Here is a 25,965-nt window from a genome sequence, read left to right as displayed (position 1 = left end):
GGAGATCACGCCAGCTCTTCGAGCGCGGCCGCTTCCGCTGCAGCGCGCTCGCGCGCCGCGTCGAGCTCGCGCGCGTCGCCGCCGTCGATCGCCTCGCCGCACGCCCATCGAGCGCGCAGCGCGCGCATCAGCCGCGCGATCCCCGCGACGTGCGCGCCCAGCGCGCGATCGATCGCGACCAGGTCCGCGACGCCCGCGTCCGCGCGCGCTTCGCCGAGCCGATGCACCGTGCGCAGCGCGCGCTCGATGCGGCGCCGCTCGTCGCGCGCGAGCGGGAACGCGTTCTCGATCGCGCGACGCTGCAGCGCGGCCGCGCGCAGGAGACGCCAACGCGCGGGGCCGCGGCTGCGCCGCGCGAGCGAGACGAGCGCCGACACCCGCGCGTCCTCCGCGTGCAGCGCGAACGGCAACGACACGAGCAACATCGCCGTCGTGATCGCGATCACGCGCACCCACGCGTCGCCGTCGCCGAAGCGCGCGAGCACCCACGTCGCGCTCGCACCGCCGATCGCGGCGATCGCGAGGTGCGTGATCACCGCGGCGACGTCGCGCGAGCGCAGCGCGCGCGACGCGTAGATCATCGCCGCGACCACCGCGCCGGCGGCGATCGGCGCGACGGGCCGCAGCCACGCCCACGCCAGCGCAGCGATCGCGCCGAGCCCGACCGCGAGCGGCGTCGGCGCGCCCGAGATCATCGGCGCGAGCGCGGCGCCGAACAGCGCGAGGCCCAGCGCTGCAGGACCGGCAGGCATCGCGCGCAGCGTCTCCGCGACGAGCAGCGTGAGCCCGAGCACGCCGATCGACACCAGCGTGTAGCGAGTCATCGGTTGCCCCAAGCGGGGCTGGGGCCCCGCGCGGAGTGTTCGGGGTGGGGGGACCCGATCCGGCTCCGCCGGGCGGGGGGAGGGGCCTTCCAAGACCGCTCCCGGCAACCAGGCGCGAGCATCAGAAGGCCTCCGCGGACGCGCGGCGCGCGGCACCACGGCTCAGCGAGTACGAGCGTCCCGCGCCCGAAGCCGCCTCCGTCTGCTCGAAGCTCGAGCGATCGCGGCGAAGCGCGTCGATGCGCGCGGCGTACGCAGGGGAGGGCGCGGCCGCGTTCGCGCGCTGGAGCTCAGCGAGGTTGGTGTCGGTCATGCGCAGCGCCTCGTCGCGGCGGCCCTCCTGCCACGCGGTGATCGCGGCGACCTGCTGCGCATCGATCGCGGTCGCGAGCGCGTCGGCGTGCAGCTCGACGTCGCGCGACGCCTCGACCTCGCTCGCGCTCGCGACCGCGCGCACCGAGGCCACACCGCCGTCGATCGCGCGCGCGGTCCCGTCCTCGACGGTCACGTAGCGCACGCGCACCGCGCTGCTCGCGAGCGAGCCCGACGCACCGATCGGCGCCGCGAGCTCGAGCACGACCTTGCGGCGCTCGCCCGCGAAGAGCGTCCCGAGCGGGAGCCGCACGCGCGTGCCTTCGATCGACGCGACTGCGCCGTGCGCGTGGCGCAGCATCGCGCCCGCGGGGAGATCGATCTCCGCGACCACGTCGTCGGCGACCGTGCTCGACGCCTGCTCGAGCTCCTGGCGGAGGAACGGATCGAGCTGCGCGCCGTCGCTGAGGAACGCGTAGTTGCCGCGGCCCGAGTCCGCGACGGTCCCGAGGAAGCGCTCGTCGTAGTCGACGCCGATGCCGAGCGACGACGTGGTCACGCGCTCCGATGCGCGCGACGCGACGCGCGTCGCGATCGAGGGCAGCGCCTCGCCCGAGCCGTCCTGTCCGTCGGAGACGAGCACCAGGCGTCGCACGTGATCGCTCGGCGCGGCGGCGAGCGCGCGCGCGCCGAGATCGAGGCCCGCGGGGATGTTCGTCCCGCCGTCGGCGGTGACGGCGCGGACACGCGCGGGAAGCGTCTCGCGCAGCTCGCGCACGCTCGCGAGCGGCTGCAGCACCTGCGCCTCGTGGTCGTAGACGATCACCGCGAGGCGATCGTCGTCGTGCATGCGTGCGAGGAGCGACACGACGGCCTCGCGCGCCTGCACGATCTTGTCGCCGTTCATCGACCCCGAGTGATCGAGCACGACCGCGAGCGAGACCGGCGCGCGGCGCGCGACGCCGCCCTGCTCCCCCGTGAGGCGCAGCTCGGCGTAGAGCGCGCGCACGCCGCCCTCGAGCGCCGCGCCCTCGGTGAACGCGAAGAAGCCGTCGACGCGCGGGCCCTGCAGCGCGACGCGCGGCGCGCCGCTCGCGGTCGTGGGCGACGCAACGGTCGGCGCGACGAGCGCGGGCACGGCGCTCGCGGGCTCCGGCGTGGTGGAGAGGACGATGCCGCCGGTGGCGAGCGCGACCGCGGCCGCGGCGAGCCCCCACGCACGACGACGACGCTTCGGGATCTGCAGGTTCATCTCGGTGCCTCCTCGTTCGAGCGAGGCGTCCGAGCAGCGGGCGCGCCAGCGTGAAGAGCGCGCGATTCTGCGGAAAACCCAAGCGGCTTCCGCGGCGCGATGCGACGAATCGTAGACTCGTGATGCTACGATTCGTCGATCATCGCTCGAGCGACTCGCAGCTCTGCGGAGAGGTCGCGACGACCTGCTCGGCGAGCGACTCGAGCGTGGCTGCGGGCCCGAAGTCGCAGCCCGGCGCGCGATAGGCGCCCGCGACCTCGTCCCAGACGACGCGCACCGGACGTCCGTCGATCGCGAGGCGCGCGTCGTGCCGCTCGCCTTCCCAGCGCACCTCGTGCTCGCCGATGACGCGCGTCCGCGCCCCGCCGCACCCGGCCAGCATCGACAGCAATCCGATCGCGATCACGGTCTCGCGCATGCTCGCTGCGGTACCGCGACTGCGCATCGAGCGCCAGTTCTAGCCGGCACCCCAGAGCGCGCGCGACGGAGGGACGAGCCTTCCCGCCTCGAAGCGCGCACCGCCCTCGCGATCGCGCGCGAGCAGGATCGAGCCGTCGAGATCGATCCAGTCGGCGCGCGAGACGAGCAGGCACGCAGGCGCGATCGCGAGCGACGTGCACACCATGCATCCGAGGGCGACGCGCAGGCCCGCGGCGCGCGCCGCGTCGATCGTCGCGATCGCGCCGGTGAGCCCGCCCGCTTTGTCGAGCTTCACGTTCACCGCGTCGTAGCGATCGGCGAGCGACGCGATCGTGTGCGCGTCGTGCGCGGACTCGTCCGCGCAGATCGGAATCGGGCGCGCGCGTCCGCGCAGCGCGTGGTCGTGCGCCGCCGGGAGGGGCTGCTCGAGGAGCGCGACGCCGAGCGCGGCGAGCCTCGGCGCGAGCGCGTCGTACGTCGTCGCGTCCCAGCCCTCGTTCGCGTCGACCCACAGCATCGCGCGCGGCGCTGCGTCGCGCACCGCGCGCACGCGATCGAGATCGGCGCCGTCGCCTGCGAGCTTGAGCTTCAGCAGCGGACGATCGAGCGCGCGCGCCGCGCTCGCCATGTGCTCGGGCGTGTCGATCGAGATCGTCGTCGCGGTCACGAACGGCGCGGGCACGTCGAGCCCGGCGAGCTCCGCGACGCCGCGCCCCGTGCGCTTGGCCTCGAGATCCCACAGCGCGAGATCGAGCGCGCTCCGCGCGGCGCCGCGTGCGGTGAGCGAGCGTCGATCGAGCGCGCGCTCCTCGTCGATCGCCGCGATGACGCTCGCCGTCGTCTCGCCGTAGCGCGCGTAGGGCACGCACTCGCCGCGGCCGACGTGCGCGCCGTCGACGAGCTCGACGACGACGACCTCGGCCTCGGTCTTCGCGCCGCGCGCGATCGTGAACGTGCCCGCGATCGGCCAGCGCTCGGCGCGGACCGTGCGGTTCATGCGCGCTTGCCGCGTCGTACGTCGATCGCGCGCGCGACGACGCCGCCGAGCACGATCGACACGACGGGCATCAGCGCGCGACCGATCGCGAACCACGCGGGGAGACCGCGCGCCTCGTCGCTGCTGACCATCCCGAAGAACCCGATGATCCCGCCGAGCACCGCGGCGTGCGCGATCGGCGCCCAGCCCGCGAGCCGCGCCGTGATCACGCCCGCGACGATCCCGTTCGGCAGCATCCCCGCGAGCCAGATCGCGAGGCCGCGCTCGGTGGGCTGCGTGCCTTCGCCCGACGGGATGTCGCCGGGCATCGTCGACGCGATCACGCCGAGGAACAGCTGGCCGAGCACGAACAGCGTGATCCATCCGCCGACGATCGCGAGCACGCTGCGGATCGGCGTGCCCTTGGGCTCGCCGCCCGCGGGCACCGTCGTGGTCGAGCGCTCGGTGCTCATCGACGGATCCGCAGACCTTCGAGCACGAGATCGATCAGCGTGCTCGCGACCTGCGGCGGCGGTGCGTCGAGGCGACCGTGGAGGAAGCCGAGCGCGAGCTGCTCGATCGCGCCGACGACGGCGAGCGCGGAGATGCGCGGATCGGGCACGCGCAGCAGCTCCTTCTGCACCGCGATCTCGGTGAGCTTCACCGCGTTCTTCTCGATGTCGAGCGCGAGCGCGCGGATTGGCGCGCGGGCGCCGTGACCGGGCGCGCGGTTCTCCTGCAGATACAAGCGCACGACGTCGAGATAGCCGACCGCGACGGGGATCAGATCGCGCGCGAGCCCCTGGTACGCCTGCACCAGCGACTCGCGATCGTTCGCCGCGTTGAGCGCGTCCTCGCAGCGCTGCATCGCCGCGCGCACGAGCGTGGACACCGGCTCGAAGATCGCGTCGACCAGCTCGGTCTTGTCCTCGAAGTAGCGGTAGAAGCTGCCCTTCGCGACGTCCGCCTCGCGCGCGATGTCGTCGATCGTGACGGCCTCGACGCCCTTCTCGAGGAAGAGCCCGAGCGCGGCGTGCGCGATCGCCTGCGTCCGCTGCTTGCGGTTGACGTCGCGCTTGCCGCCCGGCGGGCCGGGGCGCTCTTTCGGTGCGCGCTTCACGGCGACCGCGGCGACTCCTTCTTCGCCCGGCGATGCCGACGACGCCCGGACCGCACGCGCCGAAGTCCGACTGGACACGGCGCGTGGGATGTCACATAAAAGGATGACTGTCCGGTCATCGTTTGGTGTGACGGGGCCGAGCGAGGGAGGTGCGTCGTGATCGGGATTCCTCTCGGGCTGCTCTACGCGAACGCGAGCGAGTGGGTGATCCACAAGTACATCCTCCACGAGCGCGGCCGGAAGAAGGGCGGCTTGTGGCAGTTCCACTGGGTCGAGCACCACCGGAACGTGCGCCTCCACGGGCACCACGATCCCGACTACGACCGCTCGGTGTTCGGCTGGCACGCGCAGGGCAAAGAGGCGCTGATGCTCACGCTCGGCGCGGCGGCGCACCTGCCGCTCTTCCCGATCGCGCCGTTCTTCACCGCGACGGTGGTGTTCAGCGCGATCGACTACTACCGGAAGCACAAGCGCTCGCACATGGACCCGGAGTGGGCGCGCGAGCACCTGCCCTGGCACTACGACCATCACATGGGGCCCGACCAGGACAAGAACTGGTGCGTGACGCACCCGTGGTTCGACGTCCTGATGGGCACGCGCGTGCCGTACGTGGGCACGCAGCGCGAGCTCGAGGATCGCGCGCGCATGCAGAAGGCGATGGAGCGCCGGAAGCAGCGCGCGGCCGAGAAGGCCGCGCAGCCGGCGGACGCGAGCGAGAGCGCGCCGATCGAGGCCGAGCCCGCGAGCGCGTGACACGCGAGGCGCGCGCTGGTAGACGCGCGTCTCGTGCGCAGGCTCGCTCTCGGAGGGATCGCAGCGATCGCGATCATGGCTGGGTGCGGCGGTGGGGAGCGCGAAGGCGCGCCGCCACCGCCGCGTGAAGCGACGACGACGTCGCCGGCGCCGCGGCACGATCCGAGGTTCGTCGCGCAGTGCACGGCGGGCGAGCCCACGCGGTTCGCGAGCGGTCTGTCGCGTGTGCGCGGCGTCGCGATCGCGGTGGGCGACACCTCGCAGATGATCGTGGTCGACGCGGACGCCGGGTCGGTGTCGGCGATCGCGTCGCGCGTGGTCGAGGGTGCGGCGCCGCAGCCGATCGCGATGCCGGGCGCGGAAGGGCTCTTCGCGCTCGAGGCGATCGACGGCGAGCGCTTCGTGGTGATCACGCGGGGTGCGTGCCCCGAGGGTCACGAGGCGACCCATTGTCTGGCCGCGCGTCTCCTCGGGCCCGATGCGGGCGTGCGCTCGGAGGCGGTGATCATCGAGCTGCCCGGCGCGCTGCGCACGGTGCGCGTGGGCGCGAGCGGCGACGCGGTGTGGATCGCGCGGACGAGCGCGGGCCCGCAGCCGGAGCTCGATCGGATCGCGGCGGGGGAGGGCTCGCTCGAGGTGACGACGCGTGCGCTGGGAGACGGGATCGACGCGCGCGAGCAAGCGACGGAGATCCTCGGGCTCGCGGTGTCGGGCGGGAGCTGGGCCGTGCTGTGGCGGCACGGCGCGGCGGAGGACGCGACCAGCGGCGTCGTGCTCTCGACGCAGCTCGACGAGCACGACGTGGAGGCGCTGCACGAGGCGCTCGTGCTCGAGTCGTTCCAGTGGTACGCGGGCGCGCTCTCGGTGATCGCGGCGTTCGAGTTCGCGCGGCCGATCTTCGTGCGCATCGGCGCGGACGGAGAGGTCCGCGGCGACGTGCGCGCGGTGCCGCCGGGCGAGGCGCCGCCGCAGCCGTTCGCGACGCGCAGGACGGCGGCGATCGTGGGGGGCGGCGAGCGGCTCGAGCTCGAGGTGCGCGACGGAGCCGGCGATGCGATCGCGCCGCGCGTCGCGATCGAGGGTGCGTTCGTCGCGGACGTCGCGCGGCGCGCAGATGGGTTCGTGGTGGCCTACGCGCGGCGCGATGGTGGGCTCGCGATCGAGACGCGCGACGTGCGTTGCGCCGCAGCGTCTCGTTGAGAAATCGGTTCGCCCGCCGTTCCCTCCCGTCCGGGACCTGGGGGGCGAGCACTCCGGCAAGTCATTCGCCGCTCGGAGGTCGTTCTCCGAGATCGCAGCCGGCTCCCCAGTTCGGCTCCAGCGGGTATCGCTCGCAGAAGAGCTCGACGACGCGGCCCTGCCACGCGATCTCGCCCTCGACCATCGCGGTGTTGCAGGCCGTGCCCGCGCGCGTGCGCACCTCGACGAGGCCGCCGCCGAGGATCTCGGGGCGCCGCGCGTGGCGCACCTCGTTCGTGACCGTGTCCGACGTCCGCACGTCCTCGAGACGATCGGCGGCCTCGGGCGCGACGTCGCGCTGCACACCGCGGTAGCCGCCGATCCATCCGCGCGCCGGTGCGGGCGCGCCGTCGTCGCATCCCTCGAGCGCGGGACGCCAGAGATCGCGGCCGGCGCTGCGCACGGCGTCGATCTCGGCGCGCGTGCGCCCGTGGATCCACAGGAACCCACCGAACAGCGTCGCGAGCAACACCGCGACCATCGCGCCCTCGGTGTGCACGCCGCCGCGCGTGTCGCGCAGCAGCGATCGCGCGCCGGCGCGCCTTCGCTTGTCGTCAATGAAGCGCATCACGTGCTGCCCAGAGATCGTCGACGACGTCGGCGCATGCGCCGCCACACTCCGGCAGCACCGTGCTGCGGAGCCACTCTTCGTAGAGCGGGTCGGCGATCGCGGGATCGGCCGAGCCGCCGGTCGGGAAGCGCCAGCGGCGCAATCGGGCGCGCCACTCGGTGCGGAACGCTTCTTCTTCCACCGAGTGCTCCGCGAGATCGTCGCCGGAGTTCGCGAGGTGCCACGTCGAGTAGTACTCGGCCTGCGCGACCACGACGCTCGCGACCGTGCCCATGTCGCTCGGCGATCCGCGCCCGACGTCGACCCACTGCGTGCTGAAGATGCGCGCGACGTTCACGCCCTGCTCGAGCACGCGAAGGCGCGGGCTGTCGCCGATCGCGATGACGCGAACCTGGTAGGGCTCGGTGCCCACGGGGCGGTTCGCGGGCGCGGGCACGTACGCGTCGACGCCGTCGACCTCGGGGCAGTACGGGAGGTCCCGACCGATGTGCGCGTTGTCCTCGCCGATGATGCGGTACGCCATGTCGAGGCCCATCGCGATCTCCGCGAGCCGATGCGTGTGCAGGTTCGCGAGCGCGCAGAACGCGGCCGTCCCCGAGGGCACTGCGGCCATCGGGCGGCGCACGAAGAAGCCGTGTCGCAGGTCGCGACCGAGCCGCGAGCGCAGCACGCTCTCGACCTCGTCGGCGGCGAGGCGCGGCGTCTCGCGCGCGACCGCGTCGGCGGCGTCGGTGCCGCGCCGGAGCTCCTCGACGAGCTGAGGCTGCATCTCGGCGCGCGCGCCGGAGTAGCGATCGAGGAGCTGGCGGCAGAAGCCGTCGGGCGCGGGGTACTCGCTGCGCGGGTTGCCCTCGCCGGTGATGATCCCGAAGCGCACACACAGATCGGCCGCGCTCTCGGTGAGCGTCGCGCCTGCGAGCACCGCGAGCGAGACCGAGCTCGCCGCGTTCACGGTCGCGATCGCGTTCATGCTCGTCGCGTGACCGACCGCCGCGGAGAACGCGGCCTCGTCCGCGGCCTGCTGCATGCGCTCTTGGTACGCGACCGTCGCGCCCACGCCGGCGAGCGCGTAGAGCGCGCCGACGAGGAAGACGGACATGAAGAGGCCGACCACCATGATCGCGCCGCCCTCGTCGCGGATCAGCGACGCGCGGCTATGCTGCGCGGCGATGCAGGATCGACGCGTCGCGATCGTCGGCGCCGGGCTGATGACGTCGGCGATGATCGCCATCGCGTGGATCGGCATGCGCAGCGCGCCGCCGGCGCGCGAGGACGACGCGGGGCTCGGCGTGCTCGGCGCGCAGCTGCTCGACGGCGCGATGATCGATCCCGAGGCGCCGCGCGCGACGCGCTTCCGGCTCAACGGCGTCGCGGTGAGCGCGGTCGCGGGGCGCAGCGCGGGCACGCTCGATCGCACGCTCGACGTGGCGCGCGCGGCGTGCGCGTCGCCGCCGATCGATCCGCTCGCGCTCGCCGACGCGATGCGTGCGCCGTCAGTCATCGCATCGGCTCCTTCCGAGGAGACCGCGGGGATCACCAGCGTGATGCAGGACGATCGCGGCTTCGTGGTGTGCCTCGATCGCGCGGCGAGCGGCGCGATGCGCTACGCGTACGCGCGGCGCGATGCGACCGGCGTGCGCTTCGTGATCGTGTGGACGGACGCCGCGGTTCGTTACGACGATCTCGCGCACGCGGACACACGCGGCGACGACGTCCCCGAGCTTCCGCTGCCGTCGGGCGCGCGCCGGCGTTTCAGCTTCGTGCGCGAGGACGGGCGCGATCAGATGGTGATCTACGACGTGCACGACGATCCCGAGGCGCTCGAGCGATGGGCGCAGGGCGCGCTTCCTTCGCGCGGCTGGAGCGCGCCGGTGGCGTCCGGCGACGAGCTCGGCGCGCGCGTGCTCGTCGCCGATCGCGGCGGACGGCGCGTGCACCTCGTGCTGCGCGACGACGGAACGCTGGTGGCGATCGCAGGCGCTCACGGGGCCCCCCAGTCGCCGTCGCCGTAATTCATGTCGCCGACGTGCACCGTGCCCCAGTCGTCGGCCTCGATCGGGCGTCGACCGCTGGTGCAGATCAGCCGGCGCACCACGGGCACGCGGCACGCGAAGCCGTGCGTGATGCGGATGCGCACCTCGGGCGGCACGGCGTCGCCGCTCGGTCGATGCACGCGCACGTCGATCGTCGTCGCGGCGCGCACCGCGTCGGCGCGCATCGCGAGATCGGGCGTGCCGAGCGCGTCGGCGATGCTGTCGCCGTCGCGCGGCTCGATCGCCGCGATCACCGTCATCGCCGCGAGCTCGATCGCGGCCCGGCGCGAGAGCGGGCGCCGGCGCGGCGCCGACGACGGATCGTCGCGCCGCGCGAGCTGATCCGCGAGCTCGTCCGCCGTCGCGCTGCGCCCGTCGATCACCAGCCGCGGCTCGCCCTCGTAGTAGCGGGGATCGTCGTCGAGCACCGTCATCGCGGAGCGCACCGCGCGATGCGCCGCGTGCTGCACCACGAGGTTCCCCGCGTAGAGCAGACCGATCTGCACGAGCCCGAGGAAGAGCGTGAGGATCGGGACGAACGCGAGCAGGAACTCGACGTACGCCGCACCCTCTTCGCTCTTCCACACGCTGCGCATGTCACGGCACCGGCGACGTGACCGCCTCGCGGATCGAGGCGTGATAGAGCACCAGCGGGATCGCGACCGTCGCGATCGCGAACGCGGTCACGAGCGAGACGAGCACGAGCACCGCGAGGTACTCGACCTGATAGGCACCACGCTCGTCGTGGTGCAGCGCGGGCTCGCCCGGCGCGCGACGCGTCTTCGTCCGGCGCATCGTCATCGCAGCCTCTCGATCCCGCCGCCGCCGCGACGACCACGACGACGGCGCGAGGGCTCGGCGGACGCGACCGACTCCTCGCGATCCGCCTCGAACGGGCGCGACCAGTAGAAGACCTCGTCCTCCGCACCGACCGTGAAGCGCTGCTCCGGATTCGGCGGCGCGAGATCGGGGTGCGCGGACGTGTCGATGCGCACCACGAAGCGCTGTCCCGGCGGCTGCTCGATCGCGACGTGCGCGAGCCCGGCCACGTCGGTGCGCGCGACCACGTGACCGTCGACCTGCACGTCGAGATCGGGACGGCCGGCATCCACGACGACGACCACGTCGCGCACCCGCCGCTCGCACCGCACCTCGAACTCGAGCGGCGGCGTGGACACGCGTCCTTCCGCGTCTCGCCGCGACCACGCGCGCACGCGCCCGCGCAAGTGATCGGGGCGCGCGCGGAGATCGTCGGGGCAGCGCGCGACGAGCTCGAGCGTCGCGCCTTCGGGTCGCTCCGCGTCGAGGCGCAGCGCGCCGTCCTCGCCGGTCTCACCGATCAGCAGGCCGCCCTCGGTGATCGCGACGCCGGAGATCGGCGCGCCGTCGCGCGTGGCGCGCACCACGACGCGATGCGTTCCGGGCTGCACGACGTCGCAGCCGAGGACCGCGAGCACAGCGACGCAAAGGAGCGCGCGCCTCATCGTTGCGCCCTCTCGGCGAGGATGCGCGCCGCGATCCCGTATGCGCGCTGGTGCGGCGCACGCGCCGCGAGCGTCGCGTACACCTCGCTCGCTTCCTCGAGGCGACCGCTCGCGAGGTGCTCCGCGGCCTGGCGCTCCAGCGTGTCGAGGCGCGCCGTCGTATCGACGTCGGCGGCGCGCGGCGTCACGGCGTCGGTGGTCGGTGCGGTGTCGCTCGCCTCGACCACGACGTGCAGCGGTCCGTTCGCGATCGCCGCGCCCGACGTGACGAAGTGCGCGACGATCACGCCCACACCGAACGTCATCGCCGCGCCGACCACCACGCGCCCCACGATCTCGAGCGCGCTCGGACGCGTGCGCGCCGCGGGAAAGCGCAGCGTCGACACGCTCGGGCCCGCTTCTTCGATCGGCGCGGTGATCACGGTCTCGGGAAGGCCGAGCGTCCGCGTCGGCACGCTCGCGAGCGGCGCGCTGCCCGCGTCCTCCTCGACCTCCGCGATCACCGTCGGTGGCAGCGCGAGCGCAGCCGGCTCGGCGGGGACCGCCTTCGAAGCCGACGACACGGGCGACGGCTCCGCGACCGTCGTCTCGTCGTGGAACTCGACGTCCTCCGCGTCGGCGAGCGGATCGGTCGTCGGGTCTTTCACGTCGTCAGAACCCGGCATCGAGCCCTCGGATCACGAACGGCGCCATCAGCACCACGAGGATGCTGCACATCACCAGCACGAGCGGCAGCATCATCAGCACCGCCGCGCGCGACGCGGCCTCTTCGCCCTGCACGCTGCGCCGCATGCGCAACGTCGCGGCCTGTTGCTTCAGCGTGTCGGCGAGCGGCGTGCCCTTCTCCTCGGCCTGCTGGATCGCGCCCACGAAGTTGCGCACCGGCTCGATCGGCACGCGCGCCGCGAGCTCGTCGAGCGCGCGACGCCTCGTGACCCCGAGCGACATCTGTCGCGTCACGTACGCGAGCTCCTCGGTGAGCGCTTCCTGCTGCTTGCTCCCGGTCGCGATCACCTGCGCGATCGCCGCGACGAAATCGAGGCCTGCGCTCATCGCGAGCGCGATCAGATCGACCGCGCCGGGCAGCGAGCGATCGATCTCGCGCTGTCGGCGCGCCGCGGTCGCGCTCACGTGCTGGAACGGGAGGTACACACCGAGGGCCGCCGCGAACGGCACGATCGTCCCCGGCAGATCGGTGATGCGCACCATCACCGCCGCGCCGGTCGTCGCGAGCACCGCGCCGAGGAACGAGAGCGCGAGGAGCTCGTCGACGTCGTAGCCGCTCCAGTCGCCCGCCTCGCGCAGCGACTTCTCGAGACGCACGCGCGGCCCCGCGAAGGGCAGGTGCCGCGTCCATCGCGCGAGCCAGCGCACGACCGGATCCACGGTCGCGAGGAACCCACCGCGCGCGAGCAGCTCGCCGCGCCGGAGGCCGCGCATGCCGAGCAGCACCGGGCCCCGCACCGGCTCGGTCGCGAGCCCACCCGCGACGAGCCCGAGCCCGCCGGCGAAGAGCAACACCGCAGCGAACGCGCTGACGCCGATCATCGCTAGAGGCTCACGTCCAGGATGCGTCGCGCGAGCACGACCGCCGCCAGCCACAGGCCCGCCGCGACCATCGTCGCGAGCAGTCCGACCGTCGTCGACGAGAGCGGCTCGAGCCACGCGGAGTCGATGCGATGGATCGCGAACAGCACGACGAACGGGATCGCGAGCATCACGTACGCCTGCATGCGGCTCTCGGACGTCTTCGCGTCGAGCACGCCCTGGAGGCGCGTCATCTCGCGCAGCCCTGCCGACGTCTCTTCGAGGATCGCCGGCAGATCGCCGCCCGTCTGACGCCCGACGAGCAGCGCCGCGAGCGCGCTCGTCACGAGCGGGCTCGCGATGCGATCCGAGAAGTCGAGCAGCGCGCGATCGAGCGGCAGGCCGAGGCGCGTCTGCTTGAGCAGCGTGTCGACCTCCTCCGCGATCGGGCCGCGCACCACGTCGGTCGTGACCGCGAGCGCTTCACCGAGCGACGGCGTCGAGCGCAGCGCGTTCGCGAGCGAGCCGAGCCACGTCTCGAGCTGCGCCTCGATCGTCGCGATGCGCTGGGCACGTCGGCGCGCGAGCATCACGCGCGCGAGCACCACGCCGCCGAGCGCGATCCCGAGCCACAGCGCGTCCTGCACGGCCGCCCCGATCGCGCCCGCGACGACCGCGAGCACCTGCAGCGCGAGGTACGCATCGCCGCCGATGCGCGCGCGCACGAAGCGCAGATCCGCGTCGTCCTTCGCCGCGCGCTCGTTCCATGCGCGACGCAGCGGGCTGTCCCCGCCGGCGATCGTCCCGCCGACGAAGAGCGCGAGCCCGATGCTCGAGGCGATCACGCCGACCCAGAGCCAGAGCGACGACACGCCGCCTTCCGCCACGGTCGTCATCACCGGCGTTCTGCGCGCGCGAGATCGTCGCTCGACCGCGAGGGTAGCCCCTGCACGATCGTGATGTCGTCGGGGTTGCGGAGCACGAGCATCAGCTCACCGCGCGCCGCGGCGACCGCGAGCGTCTGGCTCTGCTCGAGCGTCATGCTCAGCGTCACCTGCCCGGCGCGCGTCGTGCCCTGACGATCGCGCCGCAGATCCGCGCCGATGTCCGCGCCCGTCGCGAGGACGAGCGCGTTCTGCAGGATCGTCGACGCGACGTCGTGGTTGCCCTCGCGCGTCGTGAGCACGACGTCGACGCGATCACCGGGCCTCAAGAGCCCGCCGAACGTCGATGTCGCGTCCGCCTCGATGCTCACCGCGCGCTGCCCGTCGCGCACGAGGCTCGACAGATCGCGGTGCTCCTCCGACGTGACGAGATCGGACCACAGGAGCGTCTCGCCCGCGCGCAGCGCGCTCGACACGCGCACGCCGACGACGCGCGGCACGTCCGCGCCGCGCACGTGGCGCTGCTCGACGTAGCGCTCGGGCATGTCCTGCGTCGCGAGGGCGTCCTCGCGCAGCGGAGTCCCGAGCGGCACGTCGCGCGTCACGACCGCGACCTGCACGTACGCGCCGCCCGTCACGTGCTGCTCGTACTGCTGCATGTAGACGAAGAGACACCCCGCTCCGAGCGCCATGCACACCACGCCCGCGACGACCGCCCTGCTGCGCTGCGCAGCGGGCTCGTTGCGGGCGCTCGACTCGACTCGTGCCGACACGATCTCCGAGACCTCCGCGAGTGGGCCACCAACATAGCGGCGTCGCGCGCGACGTGGCAGCGAGAACGCTCGTGCGCGATCTCTTCAGAGCGCCATGCACGAGTGACAGCCGGTCCAGCCCGACGCGGTGCACGTGCACCGCTCGTACTGGCCCGCGCCACAAGCGCGGAAGCCCATCATCCCGGCGCACACGTCGTTGTCGAGCAGCTCGTCGGTGCAGGTGGCCGCACCTTCCTCACAGGTCGTCGGAGGAGGCTCGCCACACCACGGCAGCGTTCCGCTCAGCGAGCCGAGCGACCCCTCGGCGAGCGTGATCGGATCCCACTGGTGCCCGTGCGACCAGTCGAAGCCCGCGCCGAACGCGTTCGCCGCGAGCTCGAGCTCGACGCCCAGCTGCGCCTCGCACGACCACGGCAGGTCGACGTTCCACGCGCAGCCCGCGGTCTCCGACGTGAACTCCACGCCGAGCGTGCCGGTGAGATCGACCGTGCCCGTCGCGCCGAGGTCGACGTCCGCCGGGCCCACCGAGAAGTCCCAGCCGACCTGCAGGCGCAGCTGGAGGCCGGCGGTGATGCTGCCGCTCGCCGAGAGCGATCCCGCGCGCGACGTCGACACCTCGGCGAACGAGTCGAACTCGAAGGTCGGGCCGTCGATGTGATTCTCGCCGTCCTTCACGCCGAACTCCGCGTGCGCGCTCGCCTCGGCGCCCGCCTCGGCGCTGATCTCGCCCGCGTCCGCCGCCGCGCTGAACGAGCCGTTCAGGATCGGCACCGCGCTCAGCGTGACCGGCACCGGGCCGACCGCGAACGCCGCGAGGCGCACCTCGGGCGCCGTGCCGCCGCCGAGCAGCGCCGCGAAGTCCGCGTCGCACGAGAGCTGCGCGCCGCCGGTGCCCTCGAGGCGCATGCCCGCGCGCACCGAGCCGTCGACCACGAAGTACGCGTCGGGCTCGAACGAGACCGAGCCGATGCTCGGCGGCCACACGCTCGGACCGTCGATGTCGATGCCGTGATCGAACTCGAGGCTCGCGGTCAGGTCGGTCTCGAGGAAGGGCCCGGCGAACAGCGTGCCGCCGTACTCCGCGGTGCACCCCGCGGTGTCGGTGCCGAAGCTGCGCCCACCGGTGATCTCGCAAGGCGTGGTGTCCATGCATCCACCGCCGAGCGACTCGGTCGCGACGCCGGGCTCCGCGACCGTCGGCTGATCCACGCGGTGCGGGCGGTAGTGGAAGAGGAAGTGCAGCTGCCGGTAGTACTCGGGGAGCGCGGCCTGGCGCGTCATCGCGACCACGCGCCCGTCGGGCGCCTGCTCGATCGACGTGATGCGCCGCAGATAGCCGTCGGTCGTGTTGCCGGCGACGACGTGATCGACGCGCAGCGGCGACGCTCCGTCGAAGTCGAACACCAGCCGATCCTCGAGCACCTCGACCGACTCGAACGTGTCGAGCGACTCGACGTCGAGCGCGTCGGGGGTCTCCTCGAGCTCGAGGATCTCGATCCACGATCCGCTCGCCGGTGGGCCGACCTCGTTGCTGCATCCGAGCATCGCGAGGGCGATCACCGCCACCAGCGCACGTCCGAGATTGTTCTCCTGGCGCATACAGTCCTCCAGCTCGTCGATCATTCCGCGGGCAGCTCGGGGGCAGCGTCCACGCACCACGTGTCGTCGGCGTTGCGAGCGACGCACGTGTACGTCTCTTCGTCGCACAGATCGCTCGCGCACTCCGCGTCGATCTCGCAGTCGGCACCGGCCGCGAGGTAGGGCCGGCAAACGCCTGGGGAATCGATGTCCGCACCGGGCGCGCAGTAGAAGCCGCGCGCGCACTCCGCGCCGACGTCGCACTCGCCGCCCTCGGGGACGTAGCGCCGGCAGTCGGCGCGCGGCGGCGTCGTCTCGTCGCCGAAGTCGGTGACGTAGCAGTAGAGCCCGTCGCCGCACGCGAGGAGGCTCGAGTAGTCGTTCTCCGTGGGAGAACAATCCGCGCCCTCGCCGAGCGAGCCGCGGAACGCGGCGTCGGCGAGGATCGCGCCCGCATCGTCGAGCACCGGGCACGACTCCGGCGCTGCGCGCAGCGTCGCGAGCACCGCGTCGGCGGCCTCCTCGTCGAACGTGATCGCGCCCGACGTCGCCGCCTCGCCGCTGCGGAACGACGTGCAGATGCAGGTCGTGCGCTGCACGCAGAGCTGCATCGACTCGTAGCGGAAGTCGGGGTCGGTGCAGCACGCGACGTGCGCCGCGCAGAACGCCTCGGCGTACGCGGGGCAGAACGTGTCGTCCGCGTCGGGCGTGCACGTCTCTTCGACGTACGGCACGTCCTCGAGCTCGCCGGCATCGGGATCGGCGTCGCTCGCGACCTTGCATCCGAGCACGAACGACATGCCGATGAGCGCGCCGAGCGCGAGCATCGCACCCGCGACGCTCGCGCTCGTCCGATCGAGCGAGGAGGTTCTCTCGCTCAAGGACGCCACCCGCGCGGAGGACCGAACGAGCGGCGCGCCTCGACGTGCCACGGCTCGCGCGAGTAGGGGCGGTGCAGCGACACGCCGAGCCCGCGCGCGATGCGGATGAGGCGCGGCACGTCGTTCGTGTCGACGGCCTGGTACCACGTGCCGACGCGGCGGACGTTGCGCACGAGGTGGCGCGACGGGCCCCACGGCGGGAAGGCCGGCGCGCCGCGACCGCTCTGGTAGAGGTTCCAGAGCGAGGCCTGCTGCGCGTAGGTGCGGAGGCCCGTGCGCGAGCCGTAGAGCGACCCGCTCCAGCCGCGACGGCGCGCGGTGCGGAGCAGCCAGAGCCACGAGCGACCCACGCGCCCGAGGTCGAAGCGATAGCGGCGGAAGTTGACGAGCGACTCGGTCGCGACGCCGACGGTCGCGTCCTCGAGCATCTCGGTGCCGTCGGGATCGACGTCGAGCTCGCTCTCGAGATCGGACGCGAGCTCCTCCGCGTCGAGCGTGTCGACCGCGAGCTCGGTGGGCAGCGACTCGACGTCCACGCCGCGCACGCGCCAGTAGCGCGCGCTCGCGTCGTCGATGACGTCGAGGTCGGCGACCCACACGCCGTACTCCTCGTCCGACGCCTCTTCGGAGATCACACCCTCGCGCCACTCCGACCACGTCGTGCCGTCGAGGCTCGTCGCGATCTCGATCTGCATCGGCGCGGGCGAGCGATACAGGTACGAGAGGCGCACGAACTCGGTCTCCGCGTCGTGCACCGTCGCGCCGTCGAGCTCGCTCTCGATCTCCGCGGCATCGAGCAACGAGAACACGGCGTCGTGCCCGTGATCGTCGCTCGCTTCGGTCGCGTCCGCGGTCTCGGCGGCACATCCGCCGCCGACCAGCGCGAGCGCGAGAAGGCATGTCCTCCCTCGCATCCGTTCCACCCCTTGCGATGCCGAGCGTCCGACTCGGCGGGCGAGCACCTTCGCAACCGACGTGCCTCGAAGGGCCGGAGCGGCCAGCGTGGCCACCGAGGACGATCTGCTCGCTCGAGATCGCAGCGATCGCGCGGATGCGGCACGAGGACCGCAGGGCGCCGCAGGGGTGTGTCCAGGTTCTGGTCGGTGGGCGCGGCGTGCGGACAGCGCGATGGGAGCGGTCGACCTCGACGCTGGAGTCGAGCGGCACCGGCGACGGTGTGCGCTCGTCTCGGACGCGGAAGCAACTCACCGCAGAGCGCCGCAGAGAGCCACAGAGGATGGGTTCGAATCTCTCTGCGGTCCTCTGCGGCTCTCTGTGGTGGATCTCTCCGCTTCGATCAGCGCTCGTTGAGGCGCGGCAGCAGCTCGACGAAGTTGCAGGGCCGGTAACGGCTGTCGAGCTGCAGCTTCAGGATCTCGTCCCACCCGTCGCGGCACGCGCCGGTCGAGCCCGGGAGCGCGAAGATCAGCGTCGCGTTCGCCACCGCCGCGAGCGCGCGCGACTGGATCGCGGCGAGCCCGATCGACTTGTGGCTGATGAACCGGAAGTGCTCGCCGAACCCCGGGATCTCCTTCTCCGCGACCGCGAACACCGCCTCGGGCGTCACGTCGCGCCCGGTGATCCCGGTGCCGCCGGTGATGAGCACGACGTCGATCCCCGGGTTCGCGATCCACGCGCGCAGCTGCGCCTCGATGAGCTCGCGATCGTCCTTGAGGATCAGCTTCGCGACGACGAGGTGCCCCGCGTCGCGCGCGCGCTCCGCGAGCAAGCGCCCCGAGTGATCCGTCTCGTCGTCGCGCGAGTCGCTCACGGTGAGCACCGCGACGCACACCGGGACGAACGCGATGCTCTCGTCGATGCCGGGGCCCTTCACGCGTCGGCCCTTCCCTTGTTGGGCTTGCCCTTCTTGCGCGCCTTCGCGCGCGCCGCGGCGGCGTCGGGCTTCTCTTCCTTCGCGGCGCTCTCGGGCAGCGGCTCACCGCTCTTCTCCGCGTCGAGGCGCGCGTCGTACTCCTCGGCGAGGCGCGCGCTCTCGTCGATCTTCGCCTTCTCCTCCGCGGTGAGCGGCGTGAGGATGTTGAAGCGCTTGGTGCCGAAGATCAGGTACGCGCAGACGAGCACGATCGGCAGCGAGAGCAGGTGGCCCATGTTGAGCAGCCAGCCGTCGTCGACGCCCTGCGACTCCTTCGCGAACTCCGCGATGAAGCGCAGCGTGAAGTGGATCATGAGGAACAGATAGAAGGTCGCGCCCGGGCGCAGCTTCCGCGCGAAGCGCGGCTGGAACCAGAGCGTCGCGAACGCGAGCTCGGCGAAGTAGAGGATCGCCTCGTAGAGCACGACCGGATGGCGCGGCTCGAGGTACCCGCGCGCGACGAACGCGCCCGTCGCGTCGCGGCCCCAGTCGGTGAACTGCACGGCCCACGGCCCCTCGGTGACGCGACCGACGAGCTCGTGGTTGAAGAAGTTCCCGAGACGCACCCACGGGAACACCCAGATCGCGACCATCATCACGGCGTCGGCGTAGCGATGGAACGCGATGCCGAGCTGCTTGCCGTTGCGCTGCCAGAAGATCCACAGCGCGAGCAGGCACCCGAGGCCGCCGCCGTGGCTCGCGAGGCCGGATCCGAGCGCCCAGAAGCGACCGAGGTGCACGTCGAGCGGCCAGAGGCTGTTCACCTCGATCGAGAGATCGAAGAGGCCGTCCCACTCGTAGAAGATCAGGTGGATGTAGTGCGCGCCGAGGAGCATGCCGATCGGCACCCACAGCGTGAGCCGCTCGGCGTGGTGCTTGGGAAGGCCCCAGAGCTTGAAGTAGTGCGGCGCTTTCCACGCACAGAGCAGGAGGCCCGTCGCGAAGAGGAGGCCGTACCAGCGGAGCTCGATCGCGCCGATCCGCGCGATGATCGGGTTCATGTCCCAGTGCACTCGAATACCTCGGAACGACGGAAAGAGATGCGCTCGCCGCATACCGCATCCGCGCGCCCGACGCGAGCCGGCCACGGTATCCTCGCGGGCCGGATGCGTGGCTGGGGTCTGGGGCTGCTCTCGTGCGTGAGCGTGTTGTTGGCGAGCGCGTGCGCGTGCAGCGACGGGCCCGCGCCCACGCCGGTCGAAGCGCCGCCACGGACGCCGCTCGCGCTCGAGCGCTACCACGTGCAGTGGGACGCGGACGCGCGCACCGAGGCGCTGAGCGAAGGGCGCGCCGTGATCGAGCGGCTCGAGTGCACGCGATGTCACGTCGTCGACGAGATCGCGGCGGCGGGTCGCAGCGAGCACTGCGTGAGCTGCCACGTGTTCCTCGACGGGCTGCCGCGCGACGATCGTCGCTATCGGACCATCGCGTCGCGCTACGGCGAGGACACGATCGAGCGCTATCAGCGCAACATCGAGCACTACCTCGCGGTCCCCGATCTCACCGGCATCGCGCGGCGCCTGCGCCCCGAGTTCATCCGCGACTACGTCGCCGCGCCCTTCGACGTGCGACCGACGATGCACGAGACGATGGTGCGCATCGCCGCGAGCGAGGACGACGTCCGCGCGATCACGCGCTACTTCGCGGCGGTCGCCGAGGTGCGCGATCCGTTCGGCGAGACGAGCGCGTCACCCGAGCCCGAGCTCGCGCGCGACGAGTCGCGCATCGCGCGCGGACGACAGCTCTTCCAGGAGCGCGGCTGCAACGCCTGTCACTACGTCGGCAACATCCGGTTGGGCCGCACCGAGGAGCAGATCCGCGGCGCCGGCATCCCGGCGCGCCTCGCGCCCAACCTGCGCTTCGTGCGCGAGCGCATGCACGCCGACGTCGTCGTCGACTGGATCGTCGATCCCCAGCGCATCGCGCCGGGCACGCTGATGCCGAACCTGCGCGTGCGGCGCGAGGACGCCGAGCTCATCCGCGACTTCTTGTGGTTCGCGGATCCCGAGCTCGAGCCCATGCCGCCCAAGGACGAGTTCGTGCTGCCGCCCGCGGTGCAGCGCCCGGTGTCGTGGGAAGAGGTGAAGGAGCGCGTGCTCGGCCGCGTGTGCGTCCACTGTCACATGAACGATCACGAGCGCGATCTCGGGCCGGGCAACGCGGGTGGGTGGGGCTGGCCCAGCGAGCGCGTGCACTTCCGCACCTACGAAGCGCTCGTCAGCGGCATGCCGGGCATCGAGGATCGCCAGTGGTCGTACCTCGAGACCTGGGAGAACGCGTCGATGCCGCTCCTGCTCGAGGTGATGCTGCGACGGCGGGACGAGGAGCGTCGTGATCACGTGCTTCCGTTCCACGATCACGAGCGACCCGCGTACACCGATCACGAGCCCGGCATGCCGATGGGCCTCCCGTCGATCCCCGACGACGAGATCGCGCTCGTGCGCGCGTGGATCGAGCAGGGCTGCCCCGGCCCGACGGAGATCACCGGCATGCCCGGCATCACCGACGGCTTCCTCGTGCCCGACGGACCGATCGCGGTGAACCACGGCTGCGGCGTGCGCGTGCCGATGGATCCGCGGCCCGAGTGGGCATCGCAGCCGCCGCCCGAGTGGGCGCGCGAAGAGCGGTGAGCCGCTTCGTCGCCGCGTGGTTGGACCTGCCCGAGGGGCAGGGCGGGCGCGCGGTGCGCATGCTCGCGCTGATCTTCCTGCTCTCGTCGGCGCTCTCGCTCATGAAGGCGGCGCAGAGCGGGATCTTCCTCGTCGCGTACCCGCGCTCGATGATCCCGTGGGCGTTCGCGGCGTCGTCGGTGCTGCTCGCGTCGCTCTCGTCGCTGACGGTCGCGTACGCGCAGCGGCTCGGCACCGCGCGGCTCGGGACGATCTCGCTGTCGTGGTCGGCCATCGCGATGGTCGTGCTGCGCGCGCTTTTGTTGGTCGACCAACCAAGTATCCCGTTCGTGCTCTACGTCGTGATCGAGGCCGCGTCGGGCGTGCTCGTGATCCAAGTGTGGGCGGTCGCGAGCGCGGCGACGGATGCGCGCACGGCGCGACGCTTGTTGCCGGTGGCGGGGATCGGCGCGGCGCTCGCGTGGACGATCGCGGGGCTCGCGGTGCAGCCGATCGTCGAGGTGATCGCGAGCGAGGGACTGCTGCTGCTCGCGCCGGTGCTGCTCGGCGCGGCGTGGTGGGTCGCGCGCGTGATGGCGCGGCTCGATCTCGACGAGCGCGATCGCCGAGGGACCAAGGTGAGCGCGCCGCTGGCAGAGGCGTTCCGCTTCGTCGCGAAGGTGCCGCTGCTGCGCATGATGGCGGTGCTCTCGATCCTCGCGCTCGTCGTGGAAGAGGTGATGGACTTCCACGTGATGGCGACCGCGCGCGAGACGCTCGGTGACGCGGAGGCGATCAGCGCGTTCATCGGGCGCTACTACGCGATCACGAGCGCGATCGGGATCCTGCTGCTCGCCGGGCCCGCGGCGCGTGTGCTCGGTGCGCTCGGCGCGACGCGCGCGCTGATCGCGACGCCGCTCGTCACCGCGATCGCGGCGGTGTTCGCGACGCTGGTGCCGGGGCTGACGTCCGCGGTGCTGCTGCGCGGGACCGGGCGCGTGCTGAAGCAGGCGCTGTGGTCCAACGCGCAGGAGCAGATGCAGACGCCGCTCTCGCACGCGCGTCGTGCCCAGGCGCGCGCGGCGACGCGCGGCGTGCTCGCGCCGGTGGGATACGCGGTGTGCGCGCTCGGGCTCGCGGCGATTCCCGAGCACGTGGACGAGCGATGGCTCGCCGCGCTCGTGCTCGTGCTCTCGACGATCACCGTGATCGTCATCGCGACGAGCGCGCGGAAGACGTACCTGCGCGCGCTCGAGCGCGCGGTCGACGAGCGGCGGTTGTTCCTGGGGGTCGGTCGTGCGCCGCGCCTCGCGCCGCTCGAGCGCGACGTGATCGAGCTGCTCGAGCGCGAGATCCGCGGGAGTGACGCCGCGCGCGCGATGCTCGCCGCGGAGATGCTCGGACTCTCGGGCGACGCGGTGCAGATCGATCGCATCGCGCTCGGGTTGGTGCACGCAGACGCGCGCGTGCGCGCGGCCAGCGCCGAGGCGCTCTCGCGCATTCCGGATCTCGCGGGCGCGCGGCATCTGGCGCGCGCGCTGGGGCGCGAGATCGATGTCGAGGTCCGTCGCGCCATCGTGAGCGCGATGCGCCCTTCGATCGCACAGCTCGCGACCGCACGCTCCGATCGCGCAATCCAGGACGCGCTCGCGCGCGCCGAGCACGACGCGGATCTGCAGGTCGCTTCGATCGCGCGCGCGCTGTGTCTGCGGTGCACGCACGACGGACCGGCCCTCGGTGCGGCGCTGCTGCCCGCGCTGCGCGGTGAGGACCCGGGCGCGCGTGGCACCGCGCTCGACGAGCTCACGGTCGAGGCCGCGCACGCGAAAGGAATGCAGGAGACGCTCCGCGCGCTGCTCGCGCACGCCGCGCCCGACGTGCGGATCCACGCCGCGGAGCGCGTGATCGCGCTCGGTCTGCTCACCCTGTTGCCCGACGTCGTGGTCCTTCTGAAGGACCCGGCGACGGGCCCCGCGGTGGCGCGAGTGCTGGTCGAGGTCGGCGAGGTCGCGTTCGGGGATCACACGCGTCCCGCGGGCGCGAGCACGCTCGCGTCGCTCACCGAGATCGCGCGTCGCATCGCGCGCTCGCCGGGCGCGGCATCGTCGGACGCGCTCCTCAAGCGGCTGCTCGAGCATCGTGATCCCGCGATCCGACATCACGCGACGTTCGCGCTCGCGGATGCGATCCGCGCCGGACGTCGCGCGCCGCTCGAGCCCGAGGTCACGCTGCCGCTCGTCGAGCGCGAGGTGCGCCGATCGTTCTTGCTCGCGTCGATCCTCGCGGGCATCGCGCGCGACGACGGGGTGCCGGACTGGGAGTTCGAGCCCCACGTTCGTTTCCTCGCGCGCGAGGTCGAGCTGCGCATCGAGGCGTCGCGCGCGGAGGTGCTCGAGCTCTTGTTGCTGCGCGGCGCGAGCCCGCGCCTCGTGTCGGCGATCGAGGCATCGCGCCGTGCGCCGTCGCGCGAGCGTGACGCTCAGGTCGCGGAGCTGCTCGAGATGGCGCTCGATCCCGTGATCGCGCGCAAGGTCGTGCCGGTGTTCGAGCGGCTCTCGCTGCGCGAGCGCATCGACGCAGCGCGCCGCGTCGGGCTCGTCGATCGAGAAGCGATCGAGGACCCGCTGGACGCGATCGTGCTGCTCGACGATGCTCACCTGCGTCGCTGCGCGCTGCTCACGTACGGCGCGCGCTTCGAGCAGCGCTTCCCCGACCTCGCCGAGATCGATCGCCCGATGATCCCGCGCATCGAACGCATCCGATTCTTGCGCAGCGTGCCGCTCTTCGAGGGCCTCTCGGGCGAGGATCTGCTGAGCGTCGCCGACGTGCTCGAGCAGGTCGAGCAGCGCGCCGGCGCGGCGGTGTTCCACGAGGGCGACCCCGGCGAGGACCTCTATCTCGTGGTGCGTGGGACGATCGCGATCGAGCAGGGTGGGGTGCGCATCGCGGAGCTCGGAGAGCGCGAATTCTTCGGCGATCTCGCGGTGCTGGACCATCAGCCGCGCAGCGGCGACGCGCTCTGCGTGAGCGACGCGCAGCTACTGCGGCTGCGCGGCGCCGATCTACGCGAGCTGATGGTCACGCGTCCGCCGATCGTGCAGGGCATCGTGCGCGTGCTGGTACGCCGGCTGCGCGACGCGGGCCATCGCCGTGCGTCCCATGCGTGAGTGCTCGCCGGCACCGGGCCCGCACGGGAGCGTGCGGAGCACGCGGAGGGGAGGGCGCGGTGCCCGCGAGCCGATTTGGCGTCCCATGCGTGAGTGCTCGCCGGCGCCGGGCGCGCACGGGAGCGTGCGGAGCACGCGTACGGGAGGGCGCGGTGCCCGCGAGCCGATTTGGCGTCCCATGCGTGAGTGCTCGCCGGCGCCGGGCGCGCACGGGAGCGTGCGGAGCACGCGTACGGGAGGGCCCGTCGCCCGCGAGCCGATGTTGCGCCTCATGCGTGAGTGGATCGCGGCGCTGATCGTGCTCGTCGCGATCAGCGCGAGCGCGCAGGAGCGCGCTGAGGTGCGCCTCCTGAACGGCGCGAACACTCCGCTCGATCCGTCGCGCGCCGTGCTGATGCCCTCGCTGCGCATCCCCAACGACGCGGCGCTCCCGCGCGTGTGGTCGTTCGACGGCAGCAGCGACGCGCGCGACGTGCGCATCGAGCTCGTCGGGATCGACGCCGACGAGGCGTCGATCGAGAGCGTCGATGCGCTCGGCATCACGCGACACGCCCAGGAGCACGTTCCGCTGCGTCGCGAGAGAGGTGTGTCGCGGTCTGCGTTCCTGCGGCTCGTCACGACGGACCTCGACGCCGAGGCGCCCGATGTGACCGATCGCGTGCTGCTCGTCGCGCTCGGCGACCTCGTGCGCGTCACCGCGGCGGGCGTGACGTACGAGATCCGCGTCGCGCCGCCCCGCCGCGCGAGACTGCGGATGCGCATCGTGCGCAACGACGTCGGAGGGCGCCCCGCGATCGGCGGCGACGAAGCGCGCGCGGCAGCGCTGGCGCGCGAGCAGGTGACGATCGCGAACGAGGTCTGGGCGCAGTGCGGGATCGGCTTCGGCGATCCGCTCGAGCTCGACGTCGCGGTCGTGGACCCGCCGAGCGCGTCGATGCTGAGCGTCGCCGACGTCGACGGTCTTCCTGCGCGCGGCGGGGGCGTGATCCGCATGCGCGTCGACGGCCGCGCGATCCCGGCGATCACCACGCGGCCTGGTGCGCGACCGGTCGAGACCGCGCTCGCGATCGCGACCGCGCTTCGCCGCGCGCGCTTCGTCGCGCGAGTCTTCGAGAACGAGCGCACCGAGAACGGCGCGGATCGCTCGGCGGACGTCGTGGTGCGCCGACGCGATGGATCGTTCGTCACGATCACGCGCGACGACGACGCGCCGCTCTCCACCGACGCGCAGCAGCGCGTGTCGATCGCCGAGGTCGATCTCGGCGATGGACTGCGCGAGTTCGACAACATGGCCGCGCTCACCGGCACGCTCGAGGAGCGCGCGCTCGTCCGCGCGATCACGGACGAGGACGAGCGCACGATCGACGTGCTCGTCGTCAGCGAATTCACCGGCCGAACGCGCGACGGCGAGGCGTTCGTCTCGGGCGAAGCGGCGGGCGCGCCGGGCTCGATCGCGAACGTCGTGCTGATCTCGCGCGAAGGGATCGCACGCGCCCGCGCCGCGTTCACGCTCGCGCACGAGCTCGGCCACGTGCTCCTCGATCACCCGCTGCACCCCGATCACCTCGGCCCCGATCAGCCGTGGCGCCTCATGGACTCGGACGCGAGCGACTCGACGATCCTCGGCCCGCGAAGGCTCACCGAGACCGAGTGCGCACGAGCCCGACGCTTCGCGCACCTCGAGTGACG

Annotated in this window: 26 protein-coding genes; 6 read left to right on the top strand and 20 right to left on the bottom strand. The window is 72.6% G+C overall.

Annotated features, from left to right (window positions below; all coding sequences use genetic code 11):
* Positions 1 to 5: 5 nt before the first annotated feature.
* The 6 genes from DB32_RS26780 to DB32_RS47115 form a co-directional block, all read right to left on the bottom strand.
* Positions 6 to 824, bottom strand: a complete 819-nt coding sequence (locus DB32_RS26780) for a hypothetical protein (RefSeq protein WP_053235482.1) — start codon at positions 822 to 824, stop codon at positions 6 to 8.
* Between the two features lie 121 nt (positions 825 to 945).
* Positions 946 to 2,388 (bottom strand): vWA domain-containing protein, encoded by a 1,443-nt coding sequence (locus DB32_RS26775; protein ID WP_053235481.1) that lies wholly within the window; start codon positions 2,386 to 2,388, stop codon positions 946 to 948.
* A gap of 139 nt (positions 2,389 to 2,527) precedes the next feature.
* Complete coding sequence (locus DB32_RS26770) at positions 2,528 to 2,833, bottom strand: hypothetical protein (RefSeq protein WP_157069425.1); 306 nt, start codon at positions 2,831 to 2,833, stop codon at positions 2,528 to 2,530.
* A 12-nt stretch (positions 2,834 to 2,845) separates the two neighbouring features.
* Positions 2,846 to 3,805 (bottom strand): N-acetyl-D-Glu racemase DgcA, encoded by a 960-nt coding sequence (dgcA, locus tag DB32_RS26765; RefSeq protein ID WP_053235479.1) that lies wholly within the window; start codon positions 3,803 to 3,805, stop codon positions 2,846 to 2,848.
* Entirely contained in the window at positions 3,802 to 4,257 is a 456-nt protein-coding gene (locus tag DB32_RS26760) for a hypothetical protein (RefSeq protein ID WP_053235478.1), read from the bottom strand. The genes dgcA and DB32_RS26760 overlap by 4 nt, the downstream gene beginning before the upstream one ends.
* The gene (locus DB32_RS47115) at positions 4,254 to 4,904 is read right to left on the bottom strand and encodes a TetR/AcrR family transcriptional regulator (protein WP_053235477.1); all 651 of its coding nucleotides are present in this window, start codon (positions 4,902 to 4,904) and stop codon (positions 4,254 to 4,256) included. The genes DB32_RS26760 and DB32_RS47115 overlap by 4 nt, the downstream gene beginning before the upstream one ends.
* Positions 4,905 to 5,060: 156 nt before the next feature.
* Here DB32_RS47115 and DB32_RS26750 point away from each other — a divergent pair, with 156 nt between their 5' ends.
* Positions 5,061 to 5,657: a sterol desaturase family protein gene (locus DB32_RS26750; protein ID WP_075097638.1), complete on the top strand. Its 597-nt coding sequence runs from the start codon at positions 5,061 to 5,063 to the stop codon at positions 5,655 to 5,657.
* 33 nt (positions 5,658 to 5,690) lie between these two features.
* A complete protein-coding gene (locus DB32_RS26745) occupies positions 5,691 to 6,857 on the top strand; it encodes a hypothetical protein (protein WP_053235476.1) in 1,167 nt (388 codons plus the stop codon).
* Positions 6,858 to 6,918: 61 nt separating this feature from the next.
* Here DB32_RS26745 and DB32_RS26740 read toward each other — a convergent pair whose 3' ends face one another.
* Positions 6,919 to 7,467, bottom strand: coding sequence for a hypothetical protein (locus DB32_RS26740; RefSeq protein ID WP_157069423.1), 549 nt, complete (start codon positions 7,465 to 7,467; stop codon positions 6,919 to 6,921).
* Positions 7,451 to 8,698, bottom strand: coding sequence for a hypothetical protein (locus DB32_RS26735; RefSeq protein WP_053235474.1), 1,248 nt, complete (start codon positions 8,696 to 8,698; stop codon positions 7,451 to 7,453). Before DB32_RS26735 ends, DB32_RS26740 begins: the two co-directional genes overlap by 17 nt.
* On the opposite strand from DB32_RS26735, the gene DB32_RS26730 reads away from it, so the two are divergent.
* Positions 8,637 to 9,479 carry a hypothetical protein gene (locus tag DB32_RS26730; RefSeq protein WP_157069422.1) on the top strand — a complete coding sequence of 281 codons (843 nt, stop codon included), beginning with the start codon at positions 8,637 to 8,639 and terminating at the stop codon, positions 9,477 to 9,479. The genes DB32_RS26735 and DB32_RS26730 overlap by 62 nt on opposite strands.
* On the opposite strand, the gene DB32_RS26725 is transcribed toward DB32_RS26730, so the two are convergent.
* The 12 genes from DB32_RS26725 to DB32_RS26670 all read right to left on the bottom strand — a co-directional run bounded on the left by DB32_RS26725 (position 9,449) and on the right by DB32_RS26670 (position 19,501).
* A complete protein-coding gene (locus tag DB32_RS26725; protein ID WP_053235472.1) occupies positions 9,449 to 10,096 on the bottom strand; it encodes a TadE/TadG family type IV pilus assembly protein in 648 nt (215 codons plus the stop codon). The genes DB32_RS26730 and DB32_RS26725 overlap by 31 nt on opposite strands.
* Before the next feature lies 1 nt (position 10,097).
* Complete coding sequence (locus tag DB32_RS26720; RefSeq protein WP_053235471.1) at positions 10,098 to 10,301, bottom strand: hypothetical protein; 204 nt, start codon at positions 10,299 to 10,301, stop codon at positions 10,098 to 10,100.
* Complete coding sequence (locus tag DB32_RS26715; protein ID WP_157069421.1) at positions 10,298 to 10,984, bottom strand: hypothetical protein; 687 nt, start codon at positions 10,982 to 10,984, stop codon at positions 10,298 to 10,300. Before DB32_RS26715 ends, DB32_RS26720 begins: the two co-directional genes overlap by 4 nt.
* The gene (locus tag DB32_RS26710) at positions 10,981 to 11,649 is read right to left on the bottom strand and encodes a hypothetical protein (RefSeq protein ID WP_157069420.1); all 669 of its coding nucleotides are present in this window, start codon (positions 11,647 to 11,649) and stop codon (positions 10,981 to 10,983) included. The genes DB32_RS26715 and DB32_RS26710 overlap by 4 nt, the downstream gene beginning before the upstream one ends.
* Positions 11,636 to 12,532: a type II secretion system F family protein gene (locus DB32_RS26705; protein ID WP_053235468.1), complete on the bottom strand. Its 897-nt coding sequence runs from the start codon at positions 12,530 to 12,532 to the stop codon at positions 11,636 to 11,638. The genes DB32_RS26710 and DB32_RS26705 overlap by 14 nt, the downstream gene beginning before the upstream one ends.
* A 2-nt stretch (positions 12,533 to 12,534) precedes the next feature.
* Complete coding sequence (locus DB32_RS26700) at positions 12,535 to 13,407, bottom strand: type II secretion system F family protein (protein ID WP_053235467.1); 873 nt, start codon at positions 13,405 to 13,407, stop codon at positions 12,535 to 12,537.
* On the bottom strand, positions 13,407 to 14,168 hold the full coding sequence (gene cpaB / locus DB32_RS26695) for a Flp pilus assembly protein CpaB (protein ID WP_053235466.1): 762 nt from the start codon (positions 14,166 to 14,168) through the stop codon (positions 13,407 to 13,409). Before cpaB ends, DB32_RS26700 begins: the two co-directional genes overlap by 1 nt.
* Before the next feature lie 84 nt (positions 14,169 to 14,252).
* Positions 14,253 to 15,791, bottom strand: a complete 1,539-nt coding sequence (locus DB32_RS26690; RefSeq protein ID WP_053235465.1) for a hypothetical protein — start codon at positions 15,789 to 15,791, stop codon at positions 14,253 to 14,255.
* Entirely contained in the window at positions 15,788 to 16,627 is an 840-nt protein-coding gene (locus DB32_RS26685; protein WP_157069419.1) for a hypothetical protein, read from the bottom strand. The genes DB32_RS26690 and DB32_RS26685 overlap by 4 nt, the downstream gene beginning before the upstream one ends.
* Positions 16,624 to 17,541: a hypothetical protein gene (locus DB32_RS26680; RefSeq protein WP_053235463.1), complete on the bottom strand. Its 918-nt coding sequence runs from the start codon at positions 17,539 to 17,541 to the stop codon at positions 16,624 to 16,626. The genes DB32_RS26685 and DB32_RS26680 overlap by 4 nt, the downstream gene beginning before the upstream one ends.
* A 383-nt stretch (positions 17,542 to 17,924) precedes the next feature.
* Positions 17,925 to 18,461: a molybdenum cofactor biosynthesis protein B gene (gene moaB, locus DB32_RS26675; protein ID WP_053235462.1), complete on the bottom strand. Its 537-nt coding sequence runs from the start codon at positions 18,459 to 18,461 to the stop codon at positions 17,925 to 17,927.
* A complete protein-coding gene (locus DB32_RS26670) occupies positions 18,458 to 19,501 on the bottom strand; it encodes a prolipoprotein diacylglyceryl transferase (RefSeq protein ID WP_053235461.1) in 1,044 nt (347 codons plus the stop codon). Before DB32_RS26670 ends, moaB begins: the two co-directional genes overlap by 4 nt.
* 105 nt (positions 19,502 to 19,606) lie before the next feature.
* Between DB32_RS26670 and DB32_RS26665 the strand changes: the two genes are divergently transcribed.
* The 3 genes from DB32_RS26665 to DB32_RS26655 all read left to right on the top strand — a co-directional run bounded on the left by DB32_RS26665 (position 19,607) and on the right by DB32_RS26655 (position 25,963).
* Positions 19,607 to 21,130 carry a c-type cytochrome gene (locus DB32_RS26665; protein ID WP_053235460.1) on the top strand — a complete coding sequence of 508 codons (1,524 nt, stop codon included), beginning with the start codon at positions 19,607 to 19,609 and terminating at the stop codon, positions 21,128 to 21,130.
* Positions 21,127 to 24,276, top strand: coding sequence for a cyclic nucleotide-binding domain-containing protein (locus DB32_RS26660; protein WP_053235459.1), 3,150 nt, complete (start codon positions 21,127 to 21,129; stop codon positions 24,274 to 24,276). The genes DB32_RS26665 and DB32_RS26660 overlap by 4 nt, the downstream gene beginning before the upstream one ends.
* A 271-nt stretch (positions 24,277 to 24,547) precedes the next feature.
* Entirely contained in the window at positions 24,548 to 25,963 is a 1,416-nt protein-coding gene (locus DB32_RS26655; protein WP_157069417.1) for an ImmA/IrrE family metallo-endopeptidase, read from the top strand.
* Positions 25,964 to 25,965 lie beyond the last annotated feature (2 nt).

It is taken from the genome of Sandaracinus amylolyticus (assembly GCF_000737325.1).
In the GTDB taxonomy this organism is placed as follows: Bacteria; Myxococcota_A; Polyangia; order Polyangiales; family Sandaracinaceae; genus Sandaracinus; species Sandaracinus amylolyticus.
The sequence above is the reverse complement of the archived record's forward strand: the minus strand, read 5'-3'. Positions and strand labels throughout refer to the sequence as shown.

What these genes read in the sequence shown, in the direction of transcription:
- DB32_RS26705 (WP_053235468.1), bottom strand. Translation starts at nt 12,532, where the DNA reads ATGATCGGCGTCAGCGCGTTCGCTGCGGTGTTGCTCTTCGCCGGCGGG.
- DB32_RS26665 (WP_053235460.1), top strand. Translation starts at nt 19,607, where the DNA reads ATGCGTGGCTGGGGTCTGGGGCTGCTCTCGTGCGTGAGCGTGTTGTTG.
- DB32_RS26680 (WP_053235463.1), bottom strand. Translation starts at nt 17,541, where the DNA reads ATGCGAGGGAGGACATGCCTTCTCGCGCTCGCGCTGGTCGGCGGCGGA.
- DB32_RS26760 (WP_053235478.1), bottom strand. Translation starts at nt 4,257, where the DNA reads ATGAGCACCGAGCGCTCGACCACGACGGTGCCCGCGGGCGGCGAGCCC.
- DB32_RS26720 (WP_053235471.1), bottom strand. Translation starts at nt 10,301, where the DNA reads ATGACGATGCGCCGGACGAAGACGCGTCGCGCGCCGGGCGAGCCCGCG.
- DB32_RS26715 (WP_157069421.1), bottom strand. Translation starts at nt 10,984, where the DNA reads ATGAGGCGCGCGCTCCTTTGCGTCGCTGTGCTCGCGGTCCTCGGCTGC.
- DB32_RS26710 (WP_157069420.1), bottom strand. Translation starts at nt 11,649, where the DNA reads ATGCCGGGTTCTGACGACGTGAAAGACCCGACGACCGATCCGCTCGCC.
- DB32_RS26700 (WP_053235467.1), bottom strand. Translation starts at nt 13,407, where the DNA reads ATGACGACCGTGGCGGAAGGCGGCGTGTCGTCGCTCTGGCTCTGGGTC.
- DB32_RS26670 (WP_053235461.1), bottom strand. Translation starts at nt 19,501, where the DNA reads ATGAACCCGATCATCGCGCGGATCGGCGCGATCGAGCTCCGCTGGTAC.
- DB32_RS26770 (WP_157069425.1), bottom strand. Translation starts at nt 2,833, where the DNA reads ATGCGCAGTCGCGGTACCGCAGCGAGCATGCGCGAGACCGTGATCGCG.
- DB32_RS26780 (WP_053235482.1), bottom strand. Translation starts at nt 824, where the DNA reads ATGACTCGCTACACGCTGGTGTCGATCGGCGTGCTCGGGCTCACGCTG.
- DB32_RS26655 (WP_157069417.1), top strand. Translation starts at nt 24,548, where the DNA reads ATGCGTGAGTGGATCGCGGCGCTGATCGTGCTCGTCGCGATCAGCGCG.
- DB32_RS26725 (WP_053235472.1), bottom strand. Translation starts at nt 10,096, where the DNA reads ATGCGCAGCGTGTGGAAGAGCGAAGAGGGTGCGGCGTACGTCGAGTTC.
- DB32_RS26775 (WP_053235481.1), bottom strand. Translation starts at nt 2,388, where the DNA reads ATGAACCTGCAGATCCCGAAGCGTCGTCGTCGTGCGTGGGGGCTCGCC.
- dgcA (WP_053235479.1), bottom strand. Translation starts at nt 3,805, where the DNA reads ATGAACCGCACGGTCCGCGCCGAGCGCTGGCCGATCGCGGGCACGTTC.
- DB32_RS26735 (WP_053235474.1), bottom strand. Translation starts at nt 8,698, where the DNA reads ATGGCGATCATCGCCGACGTCATCAGCCCGGCGCCGACGATCGCGACG.
- DB32_RS26690 (WP_053235465.1), bottom strand. Translation starts at nt 15,791, where the DNA reads ATGATCGACGAGCTGGAGGACTGTATGCGCCAGGAGAACAATCTCGGA.
- DB32_RS26730 (WP_157069422.1), top strand. Translation starts at nt 8,637, where the DNA reads ATGCAGGATCGACGCGTCGCGATCGTCGGCGCCGGGCTGATGACGTCG.